We start from the raw sequence: 18,089 nt of genomic DNA, 5'->3' as shown, positions 1-18,089 counted from the left end.
AAACCGATGAGTATTACTACCTACGGCTTGCAACAAATAAAAAAGGAATTGCAGCATTTGCCTGCCGAACAACTTGCTGAGTTATGCCTGAGATTGGTACGTTATAAAAAAGATAACAAAGAGCTGCTTGCCTACCTCCTGTTTGAGGCGCATAACCAGGAGGAGTTTATTGAAAGCGTTAAAGCCGAGGCCGGTTTTATGTTTAGTCAGTTACCTTCCCAAAGTTACTTTGCAGCTAAAGCGCTCCGTAAAATATTGAAGTTTCTTAATAAGTACATCAAGTTTACTGGCAGCAAAACGGCCGAAGTTGACCTTTTGATCAATTTTTGCCAAAACTATCTGCAATACGTTACAAGGCAAACCTCACATAAGCCTATACGTTTGATTTTGACACGCCAGATTGAAAAAATAAAGGCAAGTATCGGCAAGTTGCACGAAGATGTGCAAACAGATTACATGAGCGACTATGAGCAGTTGCTGGCAACCGCAGAACAGAAATACACGTGGTTTAGCAAAAAAAGTTACCAGTTGTAACATTTAGTAACTTACTTTGTCAAATCGTAAAACTATTAACAGGTGGCAGATAATAAAGAAGACGCTTTCAGGAGAATTTATGAAGCCAATTCAAAAAAGATCTTTCACCTGTGCTATGGTTATACGGGAGATGATGATGCGGCGAATGATCTGCTACAGGAGACTTTCTTAAAGGTTTGGCAAAACCTTCACAAATTTCGTAATCAGGCGCTTATTTCTACATGGATATACCGTATTGCAGTAAACACATGTTTAACCTATTTGCGCTCTGAAAAAAGACAGGCCAAGGATGAGTTAACCCCGCAAATTGCCGAAACCAAGCGCGAAGAATTTTCTGAAAAGAACGAACAGGTTGCTTTATTATATAAATGTATTTCTAAGCTGGAAGAATCTGAAAGGATTATAATTACGTTGGTACTTGATGAAGTACCCTACTCCGAAATTGCTGAAGTTTCGGGTATATCTGAAGGGAATTTGAGAGTGAAGATACATCGCATTAAACAAAAATTGACAGAGTTATATAATCAGTATGAAAGACTTTGATCATTTAATGTCGGTTTGGCAGGGACAGCCAAAAAAGGAGCATCTTCCTGTTGAAGAAGTGCTTAAACAGGTTAAAAAGGGTATCCGGAGCATAACCTCGAGATTGTATTGGGCAATAGTGGCCATGGTTGCCACCATTATAGGTGCCTTTATCCTGATGTTTTTTATGGCCTTTAAATCGCCTGCAACAACCATAGGCATATTAATTATTTTAATTACTATGGCTATGTACCTGTACATGATCGTGCGCCATTATCACATACTTAACAAACATGACCTTACTCAAAACCCTACAGACTACCTTAATAGCCTGAAGCATTATCAAAAAGACCGCAGCCGTGTAATAGGATGGTTTTATTATGCCTATATATTAATGCTAAGTGCCGGGCTTGGGCTTTATTTTATAGAAGTGCTTGAATATGCACCGCTGTATTTTAAACTGCTGACTTATGGGTTCACGCTGATTTGGTTCCTGTTTACTACATTTTATATTAAACCGCGGATGCTGAAGAACGAAGAGGAAAAATTGAACCTGATGATAGACAGACTGGAACGCTTACAGCAGCAATTTGACTGATTTTATGATAATACAGCAAGTGACATTAGCTGATGCCCCTGTTCTTTTACAGTTAAGCCGTACAACATTTTTCGATGCTTTTCTTCAGCAAAACAATCGGAATTATCAAACCCCAACTCAGAGTTCCATTTTGCCATTATAGATAATCAACCTGTTGCTTATTTAAAGCTTAATTTTGGAGATGCACAAACAGAACTGCAGGACACTAATGCACTTGAAATTGAACGTATCTATGTGCTTCAACAGCATCAGGGTTTAAAAATAGGTAAACAGCTACTTGAATTTGCTATCCAAAAAGCAGCAGACAATGGTTTGTTATACCTATGGCTGGGTGTTTGGGAGCATAACCTAAAAGCGCAAAAATTTTACAAATACCATGGATTTGAGGTTTTTGACAGTCATCAGTTTGTTTTAGGTAAAGATGAGCAAACAGACCTGTTGATGAAGAAGTTGCTTTGATCCCCACCTCCTTCTGATATTCATTAGTTTTATTGCAAACATCAAAAGCTGGCTGTTGTTAAAAAATAACAAACACATTTACTATGACTGAAGAATTTGATGCAGTACTTACCGGGACAGATACGCCTGTTAACGGGACCGTTGTTGAAACAGCAGCTGGCGTTTATACCTTTAAAGCAATTGACGAAAGTATAGAATTGACCATTGCACACAATGAGGATGGCAACTGGGAACGCATTGCCGGCTCGGAGCCTTATTTATCAGGATGGGTTGACGAACTGGCCGAACAAATACAAATAAATAACAAACTGGTATAAATGGAAAAACGAGAATTAGGAAAATCGGGGATTGAAGTGCTTCCATTGTGTTTTGGAGGTAACGTTTTTGGCTGGACCGTAGATGAAAAAACCTCCTTTGAACTTTTAGACGCCTTTATAGATGCTGGTTTTAATTTTGTTGATACTGCCGATGTTTATGCCCGATGGGCTTTTAACGGCGTTGGTGGTCAATCTGAAACCATTATTGGTAACTGGTTTAAGCAAAGCGGCAAACGAGATAAGGTAATATTAGCCACAAAAGTGGGCAAGCCTATGGGGGATGATAAAAAAGGCCTGTCAAAGGCTTATATTTTTAAAGCGGTTGAAGATTCATTACGCCGTTTGCAAACAGATTATATAGACCTTTATCAGTCACATGAAGATGACGCTGGTACCCCGCTTGAAGAAACTATGGAAGCCTTTACCGATCTGATTAAACAAGGTAAGGTGCGAACTGTAGGTGCATCAAACTATGGTGCCGAACGCTTACGTGAAGCACTTAAGGTAAGTAAGGATAACGGTTTTGCACGTTATGAAACCCTGCAACCCGAATATAACCTGTATGATCGTGAAGATTATGAACGTCAGTACGAGGCCTTATGCCACGAAAATAATTTAGGCGTGATTACTTATTACTCGTTAGCCAGTGGCTTTTTAACCGGAAAATACCGTTCAGAAAATGATTTGAACAAAAGTAAGCGTGGCGCAGGTGTTAAAAAATATCTCAACAACCGGGGATTTACCATATTACGAACGCTTGATGAGGTTGCCGAAGAATATAATACTACATCAGCAAGCGTGGCACTGGCATGGCTGATGGCAAGGCCGGGCATTACCGCCCCTATCGCCAGCGCAACAAGCACTGCTCAGTTAGGCGATTTAGTAAAATCGGTACAGCTGGACCTTGACAGGACTACAATAGAAAACCTTACTGTAGCAAGTACTTACTAATATTGTTAAAATAATTAAAAGCTGCCGCAACGGATAAACACGTTGCGGCTTTATAGTTTATATTATGGGGGAAAAATTTTAAAAACGTCTGTGACCTATTACAGGGCGGCCACCCCCATTATTTTGGGCAAAGCGTTGGCCTATGCCCCGGCCGTTGTTATCGTTATTACGGCGTTCATTACCGTTGTTTCGGCCTGGCTGGCTCCAGCCACCATTATTGCTGCCTTCTTGCCCACGGCCCTTATTATCATCTCGTCGGTCCCAGCCACCATTATTCCCTTGGTTATGATTTCGGTTCTCATCCGGTCGGTTCCATCCACCCCGGTTGTCGTTCTGGCGTCGGTTATTGTCCGGGCGATTCCATCCGCTACGATTGTCGTTCCAGCGGTTTCGGTTCTCATCCGGATGATTCCATTCTCCGCGATTGTCATTCCAGCGGTTTCTGTTATCATTATTTCTTCTACCTGGGAAACCGTTATTATACCTCCTGCCGGCATATACGTCACTACGGTGGTTCCAGTCGCGGCCACGATTAAAGTCTCCGCCCCAACGGCCACGGTAAACATCATGATGCATATATGGCCTGCGTGCCCTTACCTCATAACGTACAGCAGTACGCCAGTCGTAGCTGCGGTATGCGCCGGGTAAATAAGCTGCAGAAACCCAACGCCCACCATCCATGTAAAAATAGCAATGTCTGGGTACGCTATAATAAGCCTCCACTTCTGGTAAATAATAGTAATCATCACTATCGTCAAACTCATCGGTATCATACACTACAACAGGTTGTGGCGGCGGAGGCGGCGCTGGGACATAAACCGGACGAGCTGGTATATTAAAGCCTATATGAACGGATATCTGGGCTTTGGCGCTGTTATAGCCTAATGCGCCAAGCAATATGGCTGAAAGTAAAACTGATCTTTTCATAACTTACGATTTACAGTTATGACTGCAAGTGATATCGATGGTTTAACCCAAGCATTGCATCATTAACTTAACCGTTAACAGTTATACCTTCTGCTCTCCCGTAAATTAGATCGGATTTGAATTGTATTGAATCGGGAGTTATATATAGTTCAGATACCGTTCATCAAAGCTACCATCATCATATAAGTCTATTACGCCATAACCCGGAGCGGTTTCCCGTCGGTTGCCATTCCACCAGGCACCGCTCACAGCGCCATCACATATATAAGTAACATTATTGTACACCACTTTGTCCCGCAGGTGAATATGCCCGCTAAGGCATAGCTTTACATTTGGGTGGTTATAAAATAGTTTGATGATCTTTGAAACATCGGTATGCATATCACCGCCCAGCATTTGCCATCTATTCACAATGTCGTCCTCTATCATCAGCGTTGCTGTTAAAATTGGTATGTGCGATAAAATAAGTACCGGTGTTTTTGCATCAGTGGTATTCAACTCATTTTCAAGCCAGCTAAACTGCTCATCGCCCAGTTTGCCAATATACCAGGTATTGTCAATATCCAGATGAACGCTATCCAGCACAATCAACTTCCAGTTTTTTTGCATGAAGCTGTAATATGGTTTTGAGAGCTTTAGCTGATCGAGCGCAAAGTGCTTGCCGTAAAATGCATCGCCTTTTGTATTTTCATTCCACCAGATATCATGATTACCCAGGCAGTATTTAATTGGCAGGCTACACTCGTTTTTGATCATGTTATGATAAAGTGTCCATTGGTTGTTGATCACCGACAAGTTTTCTTTATTCATATCAAACACGATGTCGCCACCGTTTAAAATAAGGTCCACTTTTGGCAGGAGGCTTTGCACATGATGCAGGCATTTCTTAAATTTTGCCGGCGCGCCCAAATCATTTTTTAAATGTACATCTGTAAGATGTGCAATGCGTAATACCGGTTTTTTAGTTTTTGAAGAAGAGGCTAAAACAATTCCGGGTGCAGCTATGATGCCGCTGATATTCAATAGTGCATTTCTTCTATTCATAGGTATAAGGTGTCATGATCTGCTTGATGAGCGTAATCATGGCAAACTTACCTGTTAAGGATTAATTATATATTAAGCCATAATGATTGAAGTGTTCCTGGAAATCTTATACAGGACTACCTTTCAGGCAAATGCGGTTTTGACGACTCAAACAAAAAACGCCTCTTAGTTTCCTAAGAAGCGTTGCGGATAGGTAACGGTGCAAAGTTCGAATCGTTTTATTGAAGATTTGATTGAAGTCGGTAGTTTTTCAAATATAATCAGATAATTGAACTTTGAAATCGGCCATTCTCATGCCCTTTCCGGTCAGTTCAAAATTTTTCAGATTAATTTGTGCGACGGCAGGCCAAACATATCCATAATCTCCGCCAGTTGTGTTAAACCAATCAAATGGAATTATATTGATATTTATCTGATCTATTATTAAAATAACAAATGTTTCAAAGTACTCTAAATTGTATATTAAATCTTTTTTTCTAACGAAAGTCACAAAGTTTCTTAAACCGTAGTTAAAAGAAAGTTTATTTTTTCCTAATTGAAAATCCGCCAAATTAATAGTAAAATCAACTTTCTCAATTAATCCATTATTCAACCTAATTTTTGTCAACCGAATCAGATCTTCCTCAGTTTTCCAAATCAATAAATTACCAAGAGAATCAAACATTATGTTACTGAAATAATCAATTTCAAATCCAATGTTGGAATAATCAAATAAATATAAATATATAGGATTAAATATGTTATCTTTTTTGTTGATAGTTAACTTATATGACAATCCAAACTCTCTAATTTGTTTTAGAAATTTTTCTTCGTCAAAAAAATATGGAAAACAGTATTGGTTGGGAGTTAATGACGGAGAAAATAAAGACGACAGAAAAGCCATAAATAAAGATAATAAAAAAGCCTCTCATGAGAATGAGAGGCTTATGGGTAAGCAATGGGGCTCGAACCCACGACCCCCAGAACCACAATCTGGTGCTCTAACCAACTGAGCTATGCCTACCGTTTGAGGAAGGCAAAAATAGAAATTTGCCTACTATTTACAAAGTTTTTTAAAAATATACCTTTTTGCGTTATAAATGAGCCGTTTAAAGCAGTTCAAGGGGTAGTCCGCCTAACAATAGCAAGTTTTCTGTTACTTTTGCAACGTACGTAGTTGCGTTTAATATGATAGAAATTTTTACTGATGGTGCATCGAGCGGTAACCCCGGTCCCGGCGGTTATGGTGTTATTTTAAGGGCTGGTAAGCATTATAAAGAACTGTCTGAAGGCTTTCGCAAAACTACCAATAACCGCATGGAACTACTTGCAGTCATAAAAGCGCTCGAAGCGCTTAAAACACCTAATCAAAACGTCACTATTTACTCCGACTCTAAGTACGTTATCGATGCTATTGAAAAACGCTGGCTTAATGGCTGGTTGGCTAAAGGCTTTGCCGGTAAAAAGAATAAGGATCTATGGCTTCGTTACCTTGCCATAGCTAAAATGCACAACGTTAAATTTGTTTGGGTTCGTGGTCATAATGGCCATCCCGAGAACGAGCGCTGCGACCAGCTTGCAGTAGCAGCCGGCAAACAAAAGGATTTGCTTATAGATACTGTATTTGAGGCAGAAGCAGCGAGTGGGATGTGATTTTTTAGTCTAAAGTCAAAAGTTAAAAGTTTGAAGTCAAATATTTTAAGACTTTGGACTCAAAATTTCCTGCTTAGATCCCAATTCAATAATTTCCATATCATGAATTTTATCAGCTGTAATGCTGAAGCGCAATAGCGTACGCACTTTGTGCCATCCGTGCTTACCGGCGGCTCCGGGATTAAGATGCAAACAGCCAATCTTTTTATCGTAAATTACTTTCAGGATGTGTGAGTGACCGCTGATGAAGAGCTTGGGCGGATTAGTATAAATCTCGGGCTTAACAAACGGACTATACCTATCGGGATAACCGCCGATGTGGGTCATCCATACATCCACCTCTTCGCATTTAAAACGTAAATGTTCTGGGTAAACGCGCCTGATATCTGCGCCATCAATATTACCGTAAACACCCTTTAATGGTTTAAAGGCGGCTAACTGATCGGCCAGTTCCAAAGTACCAAAATCGCCGGCATGCCATATTTCATCGCACTTGTCAAAATGCCTGAACACGGCATCGTCAAGGTAACTGTGTGTATCTGAAATCAAGCCTATTCGAGTCATTTTGATTTATGATTTTTGATTTAAGAATTACGATTGATGTTAGAATATAGTCAGAAATTCTTTAAGCAACGTAGCGTATTGATCTGAGTAAACTTTGGGCTTCCTGTAAATCACAACATTACTATCCTCAAATTTAACGGTCGATCCTCCGAATGTAATTATCTCACGGTGCGGTACCGAATTCTCAAAAGATTTTATACTTATCACATTTTGCAACATCAAGTCATAATTGTTCAATAAGCTTTTAACCATTTCAGCTACAGGCAAAGGTAATATCAATTGGCATTTACCTGTATCGCTAAGATGAATGCTGACGCTTTCGATGAGCCTTTCAAAAAAAGCCATATCTGTATGCCGTGCCAGGCTTTTGTTTTCTGAAGCTGAGGCTAAAGAATTTAAAAAGAACGGTGGGTTAGAAATGATCAGATCGTAGTGCCTGCCGGGGTGATCGTAAAGAAAACTTTCAAAGCTATTCGCATAAACGCAAACACGGTCGTTAAATATCGAAGTTACAAAGTTCTTTTTGGCAGTTTCCGCAGCAGAAGCATCAATTTCTACCGCATCTACTTTCGCGTTTGGAAAACGCTGTGCCAGCATTAGCGCTATTACCCCTGTGCCGGTGCCTATATCTAAAATCTGTTGCGGATCTTCGGCCGAAGCCAAAGCACCCAACAAAACGCCATCGGTATTTACTTTCATGGCGCAACCTGTTTGATCTACTGCAAATTTTTTGAACCTGAAAACACCCATCGCCTACTTTGTATTTAACAGGCCGTATTTTAATATGCAGAATATCGCCCGGACGCCATCCTTCCACCCTATTTTCTTGCCATCCTCATACGTACGGCCATAATAGGAAATACCCACTTCATAGATACGTATACTTGGCAGGCGCGCCATTTTGATGGTCACCTCCGGCTCAAAGCCAAAACGTTGCTCTTTTAATTGAAGCGATTGCAGTAGCTTTGTATCGAACAGCTTGTAACAGGTTTCCATATCAGTAAGGTTAAGGTTGCTTACCATGTTACTCAGAAATGTGAGCCAGCGGTTACCTATGGTATGCCAAAAGAAAAGGATACGGTGCGGATTACTGCCCATAAAGCGCGAACCATAAACCACATCGGCAAAGCCCTGGCAAATAGGTTTTAACAAGTCGTTGTACTCGGCAGGATCATATTCGAGGTCGGCATCTTGTATAATGGTGTATTCGCCGGTTGCCTGGGCTATTCCGGTATGTAGTGCAGCACCTTTACCTTTGTTTTTTGTGTGCCTGAAATACTTAATTGGTAATTCAGGGTTTCCGGCAGCATAACTGTGTATAGCTTGTTGTGTGTTGTCAGATGAGCAATCGTCAACAATAATTACTTCTTTTTTGATGTCATCAATAAGTTCAACCGCTTTTATCTTATTCAAAATGAAGTGAATGGTAGCACCTTCATTATAAGCCGGGATAATTATTGATAATTTACTTATTTTCATTCGCTGATAAATACGCCAACCTATTAATGCAGCTACGCGCAAAAAGTTTAAAGCAATACATCAAAAAGCCAAAAGTAATTATAATTACTGCCATTTTACTGGCTTTAAGTATATGGTTTGCACTTTGCCTGCCTGATCCGTTATTTGACAGCCCTACCTCCTATGTTATCGACGATGATTGTGGCCAGCTTTTAGGCGCTTCCATAGCTCCGGATGGCCAATGGCGATTTCCCTATAATGCCAAGGTACCCGATAAATTTGCTAAATGCATAATGGCCTTTGAGGATAAAAGGTTTTTGTACCATCCGGGATTTGACCCATTAGCATTTGGCCGGGCAGTTAAGCAAAACATACGATCAAACCGCGTTACCAGCGGTGGCAGCACCCTCACTATGCAGGTTATACGGCTGGCTACCCGCCACAAACGTACTGTATGGAATAAGTTAGGCGAAATATTTGTAGCTATGCGCCTGGAGCTTACACACAGCAAAAAACAGATAATGGCCCTATATGCAAGCAATGCCCCTTTTGGCAGCAATGTTATCGGCCTTGATGCTGCCGCGTGGAGATATTTTGGGCGAAGTCCTGATAAACTTTCCTGGGGAGAGATGGCTGCGTTGGCGGTATTGCCAAATTCACCCTCGCTGGTGCATCCCGGTAAAAACAGGCAGATATTGCTTAAAAAGCGCAATATGTTGCTTAACAAGCTTTATAAGCAAGGGGTTATTGACAGTACAACCGCTGCCCTTGCCCGTTTAGAGCCGGTACCTGACAAACCGGTGCCCTTGCCCCAACTGGCCCCTCACCTGCTGCAACGTTTTAAAGCCGATTATAAGAACAAAAAGCTGTCTGAAACCCGCATCACTACAACTATAAAAACAAACCTGCAAACACAGGTAACCGATATCCTGGAAAAACATCACCAGGTATTAAAAGCCAATGATATTAATAATATAGCCGCCATAATTGTAGATGTTGAAACCGGCGCGACATTAGCTTATGTAGGCAATATTTCGCACCGTGAAGACCCGGAGATGGAAAGCGATGTGGATGTGATCAGCGCTCCGCGCAGTCCGGGTAGTACGCTTAAGCCGCTGCTTTATGCAAGTATGCTGCACGATGGCTTGATCTTGCCCAACAGCCTTATACCCGATGTACCCACGCAGATTGCCGGTTATCACCCGGAAAACTTTGATTTGGGTTATGATGGCGCCGTACCGGCCTCAAATGCCTTATCACGTTCGTTGAATGTTCCGGCTGTGAAAATGCTGCAGCAGTACAAATACGAGCGCTTTTACGATATGCTTAAAAAAGCAGGTATTACAACCTTAAATCAACCGGCTGATCATTACGGCCTTGCTTTGATATTGGGCGGCGGTGAGAACACGCTATGGGAGCTTGCCGGCGCTTATTCAACCATGGGGCGTGTGCTTAATCATTACAACAAAAATGGCGGCAAGTACAGTACAGCCGATTATCACCACCCGATATATCAATTAGAAAAGGGCACACATGGTAACTTAGAAAAGAACGGACTACTTGATGCGGGTTCGATTTATTATACGCTGCAGGCTATGGAAGAAGTAATGCGCCCGGGCGAAGAAATGCTGTGGCAGCAGTTCAGCTCTACCCAGCGTATAGCGTGGAAAACAGGTACCAGTTTTGGCTTTAGGGATGGATGGGCAATTGGCGTTAGTCCTAAGTATGCGGTTGGCGTGTGGGTAGGTAATACGGATGGCGAAGGGCGACCAGGCTTGACAGGCATCAATACTGCCGCGCCTGTTTTGTTTGAGTTATTCCGGCTGCTGCCTGTATCGCGCAATTGGTTTGAAATGCCTACAGGCGAAATGGTGAAGATAAACGTATGCAAAGAAAGCGGTTACCGGGCCGGGCAATATTGCAACCATGTAAACGAGCAGTATGTACCTAAAAGTGGCCTAAAGGCGCCGGTATGCCCCTGGCATAAGCTGGTGCATCTTTCTGCAGATGAGCGTTTTCAGGTAAGTAGTAATTGCGTTTCTGCGGATGCCATTATTAATAAACCCTGGTTTGTGCTGCCTCCGTCGATGGAATATTATTACAAAACAAAAAACTACCAATACCAGCTGCTTCCGCCTTTTGCCCCTGGGTGCAGCGATAATGAAGGTAACCCCATGGAACTGATTTACCCGAAAGACGGCGCTAAAGTATATGTGCCAATAGAAGCGGACGGGCAGCGCGGCCGGATGATATGCAATGCCGCCCACCGTTTGCCCGGCGCTAAAATATTCTGGCATCTGGACAATAAATTTGTGGGCGAAAGCAGCGCCTTTCAGCAGATGGCTTTGGAACCCTCGGCCGGTAAGCATAAGCTTACTTTGGTTGATGGCGGCGGTAACACCCTGCAAATAAACTTTGAAGTGCTGGATAAGAATAAATAACTTAGCCCTATGCTTGAGCAATACGATTTGAGTAACCTGATGGTGCTGGATATTGAAACTGTACCGCAATATGCTGTACATAGCGATATGCCTGTAATAATGCAGGAACTTTGGGCGCATAAAACCCGTAACATGCGCGGCGAAGAAACCGCCGAGGATTTTTATGAGCGTGCCGGTATATGGGCAGAGTTTGGTAAAATAGTCTGTATTTCGGTAGGTATATTTTCAAATAGCGGCGGCAAACGGCCCGGTCTGCGGGTAAAATCATTCGCCGGGCATGACGAAAAACAACTGCTTACCGATTTCTCTAAAATGCTTAGCGGGCAACCGCTAAGCATTATTCTTTGCGCGCATAACGGTAAAGAATTCGATTTTCCATACATCTGCCGTCGTATGTTGATACATGGTGTACCGTTTCCACCGCATTTACAGATACAGGGCAAGCGCCCCTGGGAAATACCACACCTGGATACCATGGAGCTTTGGAAGTTTGGCGATTATAAAAATTTTACATCCCTTAACCTGCTCACCGCCATATTTGATATACCCACTTCCAAGGACGATATAGATGGCAGCCAGGTTGCCCATGTTTACTGGGTACAAAACGCCCTTGAACGTATTTGCACCTACTGCCAAAAGGATGTTATAGCCACCGCCCAGCTTATCCGCCGCTATCGTGGCGAGCCGTTGATTGAGGAAGATTGCGTGACAATTGTGGGGTGAGTTAACGGAATCAGTCACTATTGAAGGCTTACAAACTTAGCGACCTACAAGAATTGCAGCTTTAAGGGCAATGTGCAGGTAAAATGAGTGTACAAAGCCGGACTTTGTCGAGGTATTTTAATAATTGTTCGCTTTTTAAATCTTCCCATCTATATAATAGACAATTTTATCTTTCGGATTAAGGAAAATTAATTGAGCAGAGTAGGGACGAACCCCGTGATACCCCATGCTCCATGGATAAACATAAAAGTTCTTTGTTCTTAAATCTTGTTCTTTTGGGAACCAAGAGATTTCTGCTTCAAAACCTGCCATAAATTCAATAGCATCATCTAATGTCTTTGGCAAACTGTCACAGCGGTACCATCGCCCCATGGTAATATTTTCTTTCTGCAGTTCAGACAAAGTAACATCAGTTATTTTGATCGAGTAAGCGTCAAGGTGATCTCCGGTAAGTGAAGTCGGAGAAGCGTAGCTTTTAATAACTTTATTTATTCTATTATCGCCAAGTCCACACCAATTTAAAACAAACCTAACGTCCGACTTGCTGGCCTCATCTATGGATGTTTTATTTCCAAAAGTTAAACTATAAGCGATATAGCTTACAAATAAGACGATTCCTGCTAAACAAATTGCGCCCCAAGTAATTAAAATTCTATGCCATAACTTCATATTAGACTAAATTATAAAAAGTACTTTGTATATCAAAGTAAATAAAATAAAAATACTTAATATATAAACTATGCCTAATCCCATAAGGTAAATACTCAGAGCCGGAATCGAACCGTTATAATTTACTTCATTTACCCGAGTTATCCTCGTTTCTTAATTTTTTTATTTTTTCCAACGCTATAACATCACTTCGATCTTTTGGACGGTTGATTACCTTTTTGTTATCAATTAACTGATTAATATGTAAAAAAGGTACCTTCACACCATCAATTTCGGCTACTGAAGCCATCGATAAGCATTCTTCAAATGAATATGCTTCTAAGCCTTTCATTTCTGTCATTATATCTAGCCTAAGACCATTGTTAAGATAAAATTCAGTCCAGCCGGCAACAAATTGCATGGTTTCAACCATCGGATAATCGCCTACACCATACTTAACAAATGCTAAACGAAGACGCTTTCTATTATCTACACTATTTTCCAGCCAGATATCCATATCACCGGTAAAGCGAGAGTAACCATGTAAATTTATCGCATATCCACCAACCATAATATAAAGCACCTGATTTTCCTGAAGAGCTGCCCAAAAGCTTAGTATTTCCTCGTCAAAAATATCCACATTACTTAGCAATAAACGGTTTATGAGTTATAACGGCTTTTTGCATGGTTTGCTGTATCTTATAAAGCTGTGTAGCCATCAGAAAGCGTTCTTTATAAGTACGCTTCAAACCTTCCTTTAACAGCTCAAGCTCAGCTTCATCAAATGCCTGCTTTTCGGTTTTCATGCTTTTTGTTTTACTCAAATTTACACAAAGTTCTTTAAGATTTGTTTCAACCAAGAGGCCGGCATATTCATACATTCATCTTATCCTATTCTATCACCGGCAATACCACCTTGGATTGATTCTGATAAATGTTGATAGTTTCCTTTACAAAGTCGCTGTCTTTGGCGTGGTAGATATCTACAAACTGCTGTGGGTTTCGGTCGGCCAGCGGGAACCAACTGCTTTGTACCTGCACCATTACTTTATGCCCTTTCTTAAAAGTATGGGCAACATCAGGCATGGTAAATTTAACATGCTCGGTTTTTCCCGGCGTAAATGCTTCCGGTTTTTCAAAGCTGTTGCGATATCTGCCGCGCATTATGTCGCCGCGTACCAGCATCTGGTAACCGCCCATCGGGTATTTGGTATCAGGGTTAGTGCCCGCATCTTCCGGAAACACATCTATCAGCTTTACTACAAAATCAGCATCGGTACCAGATATATCAACCAGTAAGTCGGCAGTTACCGGGCCGCCAATGGTGATGTCTTTGTCCAGCACCTCCATCTCGTAGACCAATACATCCGGGCGGCGGGCGGCAAAGCGCTGATCATCGGTCATGTATTCGCGGGTGCGGTTAAAGTGCACATTCTCTGCATAGGGCACGGGCTTGGCCGGGTCGCTTACGTAGCTGTCAAAAGCAGGCCTTAAAGTTTGCACCTGCTGAAATGAAAGCTTACCACCCTCGCGCAGGTAAACCGGTGTTTGTACAGCGGTTTTAAGTGGCCATTCATCAAACGTCCGCCATTTATTTTCGCCGGAGAAAAAGATGGTGGCTTTTTTAATACTGTCTATCGAGCCCTTACCTAATAGATAGTAATTAAAAAATGGAATTTCAATATTTTGTGTGTACCAGGTAGCTGTGTTACTGTCAAAATTGATGTTGCCTAAATGTGTGCCATTGCTGCTGGCCCACTGGCCGTGATACCATGGCCCTACCACCAGTTTACTGCTGGTTTTTGGGCTTTGTTTAACCAACGCCTGGTAGGTATTCCACGCCCCGTAATTGTCTTCTGCATCAAACAAGCCACCTACTACCAGCATGGCCGGCTTAACATTTTTTATGCCGCTGCGCGCGTCGCGTGCTTTCCACCAGGCATCCAGGTTTGGGTGGTTCATCATGTTGTTCCAAAACTCCAGGCTATCGCCGGCTACCCGGGTGAAATTTGGCAGAGCGCCCATCCTCAGGTAATAATCATAATTATCCCTATTGGTAAACTGATAAGTTTTAGCAGGCTTTTTTGTGGGTTGTGGCCGGGGCTGACTAAAGCCATACCCCACATGAAAATCAAAGGCATCCATTAAAAACAAAACGCCATTATGGTGATCGTCATCGCCAAAAAAGCGGTCGGTTACGGGTGCCTGCGGACTGACGGCTACCAGCGCCGGATGCCCGCTTAGTGCGGCCATAGTAGCATAAAAGCCTGGGAAGGATATACCTGTAACGCCAGCTTTGCCGTTATTGCCTTTTATGTTTTTTACCAGCCAGTCGATAGTATCATAGGTATCGCTCGCTTCATCAATATCCTTATTAGACTTTTTATTGGGATTGAAAGGCCTGACAACCTCAAATTTACCTTCGCTCATCCACCTGCCACGAATATCCTGTGTAACCATGATATATCCTTCCCTGCAATAAGCCATCATAAAACTGCGCCAGTATGCCTTATAAGCATCCCCATACGGGTAACAGGAATAAGGCGTGCGAGTTATAAGTATGGGATGTTTTTGTGACGCGTTTTTGGGCATATAAACAGAAGTAAACAATTTGGCTCCATCACGCATGGGGATCATTACTTCTTTTTTGATGTAGTTATTTACAAACCAGGCCGAGTCGGCATTTTGTGCGAAGCTAACCGCTGGAATGAGCAGGAAGACAAACAAGTAAAGTTTCTTCATATATACTGTTGTTCTTGTAAAGATATTGATTGAAACAGTTTTTAGGAAGGCAGTGAACAAAAAATGTATTGACATGTTTTTATATACAACTCTTAATTTTTAATTTAATAAATACTATCATTTGTTGTAATGATTATTTTTTTAAACATTAAGCAAGCTAAGTACAACTATTAGTTGTATATTTGAAAATATAGGGTAATTAAAAGTTAAAATGAAACGACTTTTGCTATATATACTCTTTGCACTTTGTTTACCTGCAATACTTTGTTGTTTAACAATAGTATATTATGCGTATATACCTGCGTCGAAAAAAACAAACTATTCACTTATTCACTGCTGGCAAGAATCTATTAAAGAAGCATGGCAATATTTCAACAATAAGAAATCATCTGCGCATGAAAAAACATTAGGAATAAATAATCTGCAAAAGCATTTCTAATTTCATAATAGGATTGTTTAGATTACTATTATAAAAGTTCTGTAGCCAGGTTGGCCAACTCGCTCCTTTCGCCCTTTTGTAATGAGATATGCGCATACAGCGGATGGTTTTTGGCTTTATCTATAAGGTATGATAAACCATTACTTTCAGCATCCAGATATGGGGTGTCTATCTGGTAAATATCCCCTGTGAATACAAACTTGCTGTTTTCGCCCGCCCTTGAGATAATTGTTTTTACCTCATGCGGGGTGAGGTTTTGTGCTTCGTCTACAATAAAGAATATTTTGCTCAGCGTACGCCCTCTTATAAAAGCCAGGGGTGTGATGGAAATTTTGTCGGTACTAACCAGTTCATCAAGTTTGGCCTGCATTTTAGTATCATCTGCAAACTGGTCTTTGATGAATTTTAAATTATCCCATATAGGTGCCATATACGGGTCGATCTTTGAAGATACATCGCCTGGCAAAAAACCTATATCCCTGTTACTTAACGGGATAGTTGGCCTGGTAACAAATATTTGCCGATAGTTTTTACGTTGTTCTAAAGCACAGGCAAGCGCCAGCAACGTTTTACCGGTACCTGCGTTACCCTGTATGGTAACCAACTTAATGTCCGGATGCAGCAGTGCATGTATGGCAAAAGACTGCTCAATGTTGCGGGGGCTGATGTTGAGTGCAGGTTGTTCGATCACTTTTTCCAACTGCCCGCTTTGAACATTTAAAAATGCTGGAACGCTTTCATTTTTACTATTAAATATAAAGAACTGGTTGCCGGTATCTGCTGCCAATTGCATATCAGCGGCAGGCACTACATTGTTTTTATTAAGTTTTGCAAGTATTTTACCGCTGACTTTGTCAAGTGTAGTTTTGCCGCTGTAAAGCTCATCAAGGTTTTTAACTTTACCGGTTTCATAATCTTCTGAAAACAAGTTAAGCGCTTTAGCCTTAAGGCGCAAGCATATATCTTTTGAAACTAAAATTACTTTACGGTCGGGATGCTCAAATTGTACCCCCAGGGCTGCATTTAAAATGCGGTGGTCGGTTTTGTCAGAGCCAAATACCAGTTCAGCATCGGCACTGGCATTTTTTGCATCTAAAATTACCTTAAAGCAACCTTTGCTTTTGCCGTTAAGGGGTAGCCATTGATTGATCAGCCGGCTTCGCGACATGTCGTCCATCAGCCTGATAAAGCTGCGGGCCTCAAAGTTGCGGGTATCATTGCCGGCTTTCATGTTATCCAGTTCTTCCAGCACCTGTATGGGTATGGCTACATCATGTTCCTGGAAGTTCTCGAAGGCGTTATGGTCATAAAGGATCACTGAAGTATCCAGTATAAATATTTTCTTTTTACTGTCTGTTATTCCTGCGGGTTCCTTCATACAGGCTAAAGTAGATAATTTGAGTAAAAAACGTTTACTCAAATTGTATTTGAAGTGTTGATTAAAGGATCATATAAAGGCTATAAAATGGAAAACGGAAGCCCCTCTTGCGAAATGACTCCCGTTTTTCCTGCCTTTATGGTAGCCTTAGCCAACATAAAGCATCAAGTTTTGTGTATCCTTAACCGACCCGACCTCACCATTGTTAAATGCGGACATTGATAACTCTTTTTCACTGCGAATACTGATACATCAAATGTTGATACGTACATGCGGACTTTGTCTGTTACCTTGCGGAGGTAGCGCTTTCAAATCCTTACAAACCTACGCTGTGTCCCTACTCTCGCGAATGTGGGCAGCTTTATGTCTGCGGATGTTGCTTTTGCCAATCTCCCGAGGGGATGTCGACTCTGTCGTTATTACGTGCAACGCTGATTGATCTTCTTCTATAGTAAATACAGATGTCTCATTGTTACGCTAACGCCGGTTGCTTCAAAGGTCATTATCTTAACTGTTTCACTCCATAGAATTCTTCAGTTTTTGATAATACCTCATTAATTACTTTCCTGGAGAACATACTGTCGTATTTTATTCCATTTAATCGTAATTCAGGCACTTCTCTGATCTTTAGTTCGCCCGGAGGTCTACCCGATTCAGTTTGTGTTATCCTGTAAGGCTGTCAAAGTACGTCGTTCTTGATATTCACAATATC

General features: G+C 41.5%; 20 protein-coding genes and 1 tRNA gene. 9 read left to right on the top strand and 12 right to left on the bottom strand.

Translation table 11 applies throughout. The annotated features are described in order from the left end of the window. Nucleotides 1–6 precede the first annotated feature (6 nt). The 6 genes from ACFQZX_RS09365 to ACFQZX_RS09340 all read left to right on the top strand — a co-directional run bounded on the left by ACFQZX_RS09365 (nucleotide 7) and on the right by ACFQZX_RS09340 (nucleotide 3,381). Entirely contained in the window at nucleotides 7–534 is a 528-nt protein-coding gene (locus tag ACFQZX_RS09365) for a hypothetical protein (RefSeq protein ID WP_377114202.1), read from the top strand. Nucleotides 535–576: 42 nt separating this feature from the next. Further along, nucleotides 577–1,077, top strand: coding sequence for an RNA polymerase sigma factor (locus ACFQZX_RS09360; RefSeq protein ID WP_377114199.1), 501 nt, complete (start codon nucleotides 577–579; stop codon nucleotides 1,075–1,077). Continuing rightward, on the top strand, nucleotides 1,064–1,654 hold the full coding sequence (locus tag ACFQZX_RS09355) for a hypothetical protein (RefSeq protein WP_377114197.1): 591 nt from the start codon (nucleotides 1,064–1,066) through the stop codon (nucleotides 1,652–1,654). The genes ACFQZX_RS09360 and ACFQZX_RS09355 overlap by 14 nt, the downstream gene beginning before the upstream one ends. A 66-nt stretch (nucleotides 1,655–1,720) precedes the next feature. Further along, entirely contained in the window at nucleotides 1,721–2,113 is a 393-nt protein-coding gene (locus tag ACFQZX_RS09350) for a GNAT family N-acetyltransferase (protein ID WP_377115322.1), read from the top strand. An 83-nt stretch (nucleotides 2,114–2,196) separates the two neighbouring features. Next, nucleotides 2,197–2,430, top strand: coding sequence for a hypothetical protein (locus ACFQZX_RS09345; protein WP_377114194.1), 234 nt, complete (start codon nucleotides 2,197–2,199; stop codon nucleotides 2,428–2,430). Then, the gene (locus tag ACFQZX_RS09340) at nucleotides 2,431–3,381 is read left to right on the top strand and encodes an aldo/keto reductase (protein WP_377114190.1); all 951 of its coding nucleotides are present in this window, start codon (nucleotides 2,431–2,433) and stop codon (nucleotides 3,379–3,381) included. 78 nt (nucleotides 3,382–3,459) lie between these two features. On the opposite strand, the gene ACFQZX_RS09335 is transcribed toward ACFQZX_RS09340, so the two are convergent. From ACFQZX_RS09335 to ACFQZX_RS09320, 4 genes are all read right to left on the bottom strand, one after another. Further along, on the bottom strand, nucleotides 3,460–4,308 hold the full coding sequence (locus tag ACFQZX_RS09335; protein WP_377114188.1) for a hypothetical protein: 849 nt from the start codon (nucleotides 4,306–4,308) through the stop codon (nucleotides 3,460–3,462). A gap of 138 nt (nucleotides 4,309–4,446) precedes the next feature. Further along, entirely contained in the window at nucleotides 4,447–5,352 is a 906-nt protein-coding gene (locus ACFQZX_RS09330) for a metallophosphoesterase family protein (protein WP_377114185.1), read from the bottom strand. A gap of 250 nt (nucleotides 5,353–5,602) precedes the next feature. Beyond that, nucleotides 5,603–6,235 carry a hypothetical protein gene (locus tag ACFQZX_RS09325; RefSeq protein ID WP_377114183.1) on the bottom strand — a complete coding sequence of 211 codons (633 nt, stop codon included), beginning with the start codon at nucleotides 6,233–6,235 and terminating at the stop codon, nucleotides 5,603–5,605. Between the two features lie 46 nt (nucleotides 6,236–6,281). After that, nucleotides 6,282–6,355, bottom strand: a tRNA-His gene (locus tag ACFQZX_RS09320). A 164-nt stretch (nucleotides 6,356–6,519) separates the two neighbouring features. Between ACFQZX_RS09320 and rnhA the strand changes: the two genes are divergently transcribed. Then, nucleotides 6,520–6,984: a ribonuclease HI gene (rnhA, locus tag ACFQZX_RS09315; protein ID WP_377114181.1), complete on the top strand. Its 465-nt coding sequence runs from the start codon at nucleotides 6,520–6,522 to the stop codon at nucleotides 6,982–6,984. Nucleotides 6,985–7,029: 45 nt separating this feature from the next. Here the strand turns inward: rnhA and ACFQZX_RS09310 are convergent, their stop codons facing one another. The 3 genes from ACFQZX_RS09310 to ACFQZX_RS09300 are packed head-to-tail and all read right to left on the bottom strand — an operon-like array spanning nucleotide 7,030 to nucleotide 9,027. Beyond that, nucleotides 7,030–7,548, bottom strand: coding sequence for a metallophosphoesterase family protein (locus ACFQZX_RS09310; protein WP_377114178.1), 519 nt, complete (start codon nucleotides 7,546–7,548; stop codon nucleotides 7,030–7,032). A gap of 39 nt (nucleotides 7,549–7,587) precedes the next feature. Further along, nucleotides 7,588–8,298, bottom strand: coding sequence for a tRNA1(Val) (adenine(37)-N6)-methyltransferase (locus tag ACFQZX_RS09305; protein ID WP_377114176.1), 711 nt, complete (start codon nucleotides 8,296–8,298; stop codon nucleotides 7,588–7,590). Nucleotides 8,299–8,301: 3 nt separating this feature from the next. Continuing rightward, the gene (locus tag ACFQZX_RS09300) at nucleotides 8,302–9,027 is read right to left on the bottom strand and encodes a glycosyltransferase family 2 protein (protein ID WP_377114173.1); all 726 of its coding nucleotides are present in this window, start codon (nucleotides 9,025–9,027) and stop codon (nucleotides 8,302–8,304) included. A gap of 26 nt (nucleotides 9,028–9,053) precedes the next feature. Here ACFQZX_RS09300 and pbpC point away from each other — a divergent pair, with 26 nt between their 5' ends. After that, a complete protein-coding gene (pbpC, locus tag ACFQZX_RS09295; RefSeq protein ID WP_377114171.1) occupies nucleotides 9,054–11,447 on the top strand; it encodes a penicillin-binding protein 1C in 2,394 nt (797 codons plus the stop codon). 9 nt (nucleotides 11,448–11,456) lie between these two features. Then, the gene (locus tag ACFQZX_RS09290) at nucleotides 11,457–12,170 is read left to right on the top strand and encodes a 3'-5' exonuclease (RefSeq protein WP_377114168.1); all 714 of its coding nucleotides are present in this window, start codon (nucleotides 11,457–11,459) and stop codon (nucleotides 12,168–12,170) included. Nucleotides 12,171–12,305: 135 nt separating this feature from the next. Here the strand turns inward: ACFQZX_RS09290 and ACFQZX_RS09285 are convergent, their stop codons facing one another. The 5 genes from ACFQZX_RS09285 to ACFQZX_RS09265 form a co-directional block, all read right to left on the bottom strand. After that, nucleotides 12,306–12,839 (bottom strand): hypothetical protein, encoded by a 534-nt coding sequence (locus tag ACFQZX_RS09285; protein WP_377114165.1) that lies wholly within the window; start codon nucleotides 12,837–12,839, stop codon nucleotides 12,306–12,308. Between the two features lie 127 nt (nucleotides 12,840–12,966). Beyond that, entirely contained in the window at nucleotides 12,967–13,458 is a 492-nt protein-coding gene (locus ACFQZX_RS09280) for a hypothetical protein (RefSeq protein WP_377114162.1), read from the bottom strand. Between the two features lies 1 nt (nucleotide 13,459). Continuing rightward, on the bottom strand, nucleotides 13,460–13,624 hold the full coding sequence (locus ACFQZX_RS09275) for a hypothetical protein (RefSeq protein WP_377114159.1): 165 nt from the start codon (nucleotides 13,622–13,624) through the stop codon (nucleotides 13,460–13,462). Nucleotides 13,625–13,709: 85 nt separating this feature from the next. Further along, entirely contained in the window at nucleotides 13,710–15,560 is a 1,851-nt protein-coding gene (locus tag ACFQZX_RS09270) for a CocE/NonD family hydrolase (protein ID WP_377114156.1), read from the bottom strand. Between the two features lie 467 nt (nucleotides 15,561–16,027). Continuing rightward, nucleotides 16,028–17,377, bottom strand: coding sequence for a PhoH family protein (locus ACFQZX_RS09265; RefSeq protein WP_377114153.1), 1,350 nt, complete (start codon nucleotides 17,375–17,377; stop codon nucleotides 16,028–16,030). Nucleotides 17,378–18,089 lie beyond the last annotated feature (712 nt).

The sequence above is a fragment of the Mucilaginibacter litoreus genome, assembly GCF_042676805.1.
In the GTDB taxonomy this organism is placed as follows: Bacteria; Bacteroidota; Bacteroidia; order Sphingobacteriales; family Sphingobacteriaceae; genus Mucilaginibacter; species Mucilaginibacter litoreus.
Note: the sequence above shows the minus strand (reverse complement) of the source record. Positions and strands in the feature narration are given on the sequence as shown.

What these genes read in the sequence shown, in the direction of transcription:
- ACFQZX_RS09365 (WP_377114202.1), top strand. Translation starts at nt 7, where the DNA reads ATGAGTATTACTACCTACGGCTTGCAACAAATAAAAAAGGAATTGCAG.
- ACFQZX_RS09355 (WP_377114197.1), top strand. Translation starts at nt 1,064, where the DNA reads ATGAAAGACTTTGATCATTTAATGTCGGTTTGGCAGGGACAGCCAAAA.
- ACFQZX_RS09345 (WP_377114194.1), top strand. Translation starts at nt 2,197, where the DNA reads ATGACTGAAGAATTTGATGCAGTACTTACCGGGACAGATACGCCTGTT.
- ACFQZX_RS09340 (WP_377114190.1), top strand. Translation starts at nt 2,431, where the DNA reads ATGGAAAAACGAGAATTAGGAAAATCGGGGATTGAAGTGCTTCCATTG.
- ACFQZX_RS09335 (WP_377114188.1), bottom strand. Translation starts at nt 4,308, where the DNA reads ATGAAAAGATCAGTTTTACTTTCAGCCATATTGCTTGGCGCATTAGGC.
- ACFQZX_RS09330 (WP_377114185.1), bottom strand. Translation starts at nt 5,352, where the DNA reads ATGAATAGAAGAAATGCACTATTGAATATCAGCGGCATCATAGCTGCA.
- ACFQZX_RS09325 (WP_377114183.1), bottom strand. Translation starts at nt 6,235, where the DNA reads ATGGCTTTTCTGTCGTCTTTATTTTCTCCGTCATTAACTCCCAACCAA.
- rnhA (WP_377114181.1), top strand. Translation starts at nt 6,520, where the DNA reads ATGATAGAAATTTTTACTGATGGTGCATCGAGCGGTAACCCCGGTCCC.
- ACFQZX_RS09310 (WP_377114178.1), bottom strand. Translation starts at nt 7,548, where the DNA reads ATGACTCGAATAGGCTTGATTTCAGATACACACAGTTACCTTGACGAT.
- ACFQZX_RS09305 (WP_377114176.1), bottom strand. Translation starts at nt 8,298, where the DNA reads ATGGGTGTTTTCAGGTTCAAAAAATTTGCAGTAGATCAAACAGGTTGC.
- ACFQZX_RS09300 (WP_377114173.1), bottom strand. Translation starts at nt 9,027, where the DNA reads ATGAAAATAAGTAAATTATCAATAATTATCCCGGCTTATAATGAAGGT.
- pbpC (WP_377114171.1), top strand. Translation starts at nt 9,054, where the DNA reads ATGCAGCTACGCGCAAAAAGTTTAAAGCAATACATCAAAAAGCCAAAA.
- ACFQZX_RS09290 (WP_377114168.1), top strand. Translation starts at nt 11,457, where the DNA reads ATGCTTGAGCAATACGATTTGAGTAACCTGATGGTGCTGGATATTGAA.
- ACFQZX_RS09285 (WP_377114165.1), bottom strand. Translation starts at nt 12,839, where the DNA reads ATGAAGTTATGGCATAGAATTTTAATTACTTGGGGCGCAATTTGTTTA.
- ACFQZX_RS09275 (WP_377114159.1), bottom strand. Translation starts at nt 13,624, where the DNA reads ATGAAAACCGAAAAGCAGGCATTTGATGAAGCTGAGCTTGAGCTGTTA.
- ACFQZX_RS09270 (WP_377114156.1), bottom strand. Translation starts at nt 15,560, where the DNA reads ATGAAGAAACTTTACTTGTTTGTCTTCCTGCTCATTCCAGCGGTTAGC.
- ACFQZX_RS09265 (WP_377114153.1), bottom strand. Translation starts at nt 17,377, where the DNA reads ATGAAGGAACCCGCAGGAATAACAGACAGTAAAAAGAAAATATTTATA.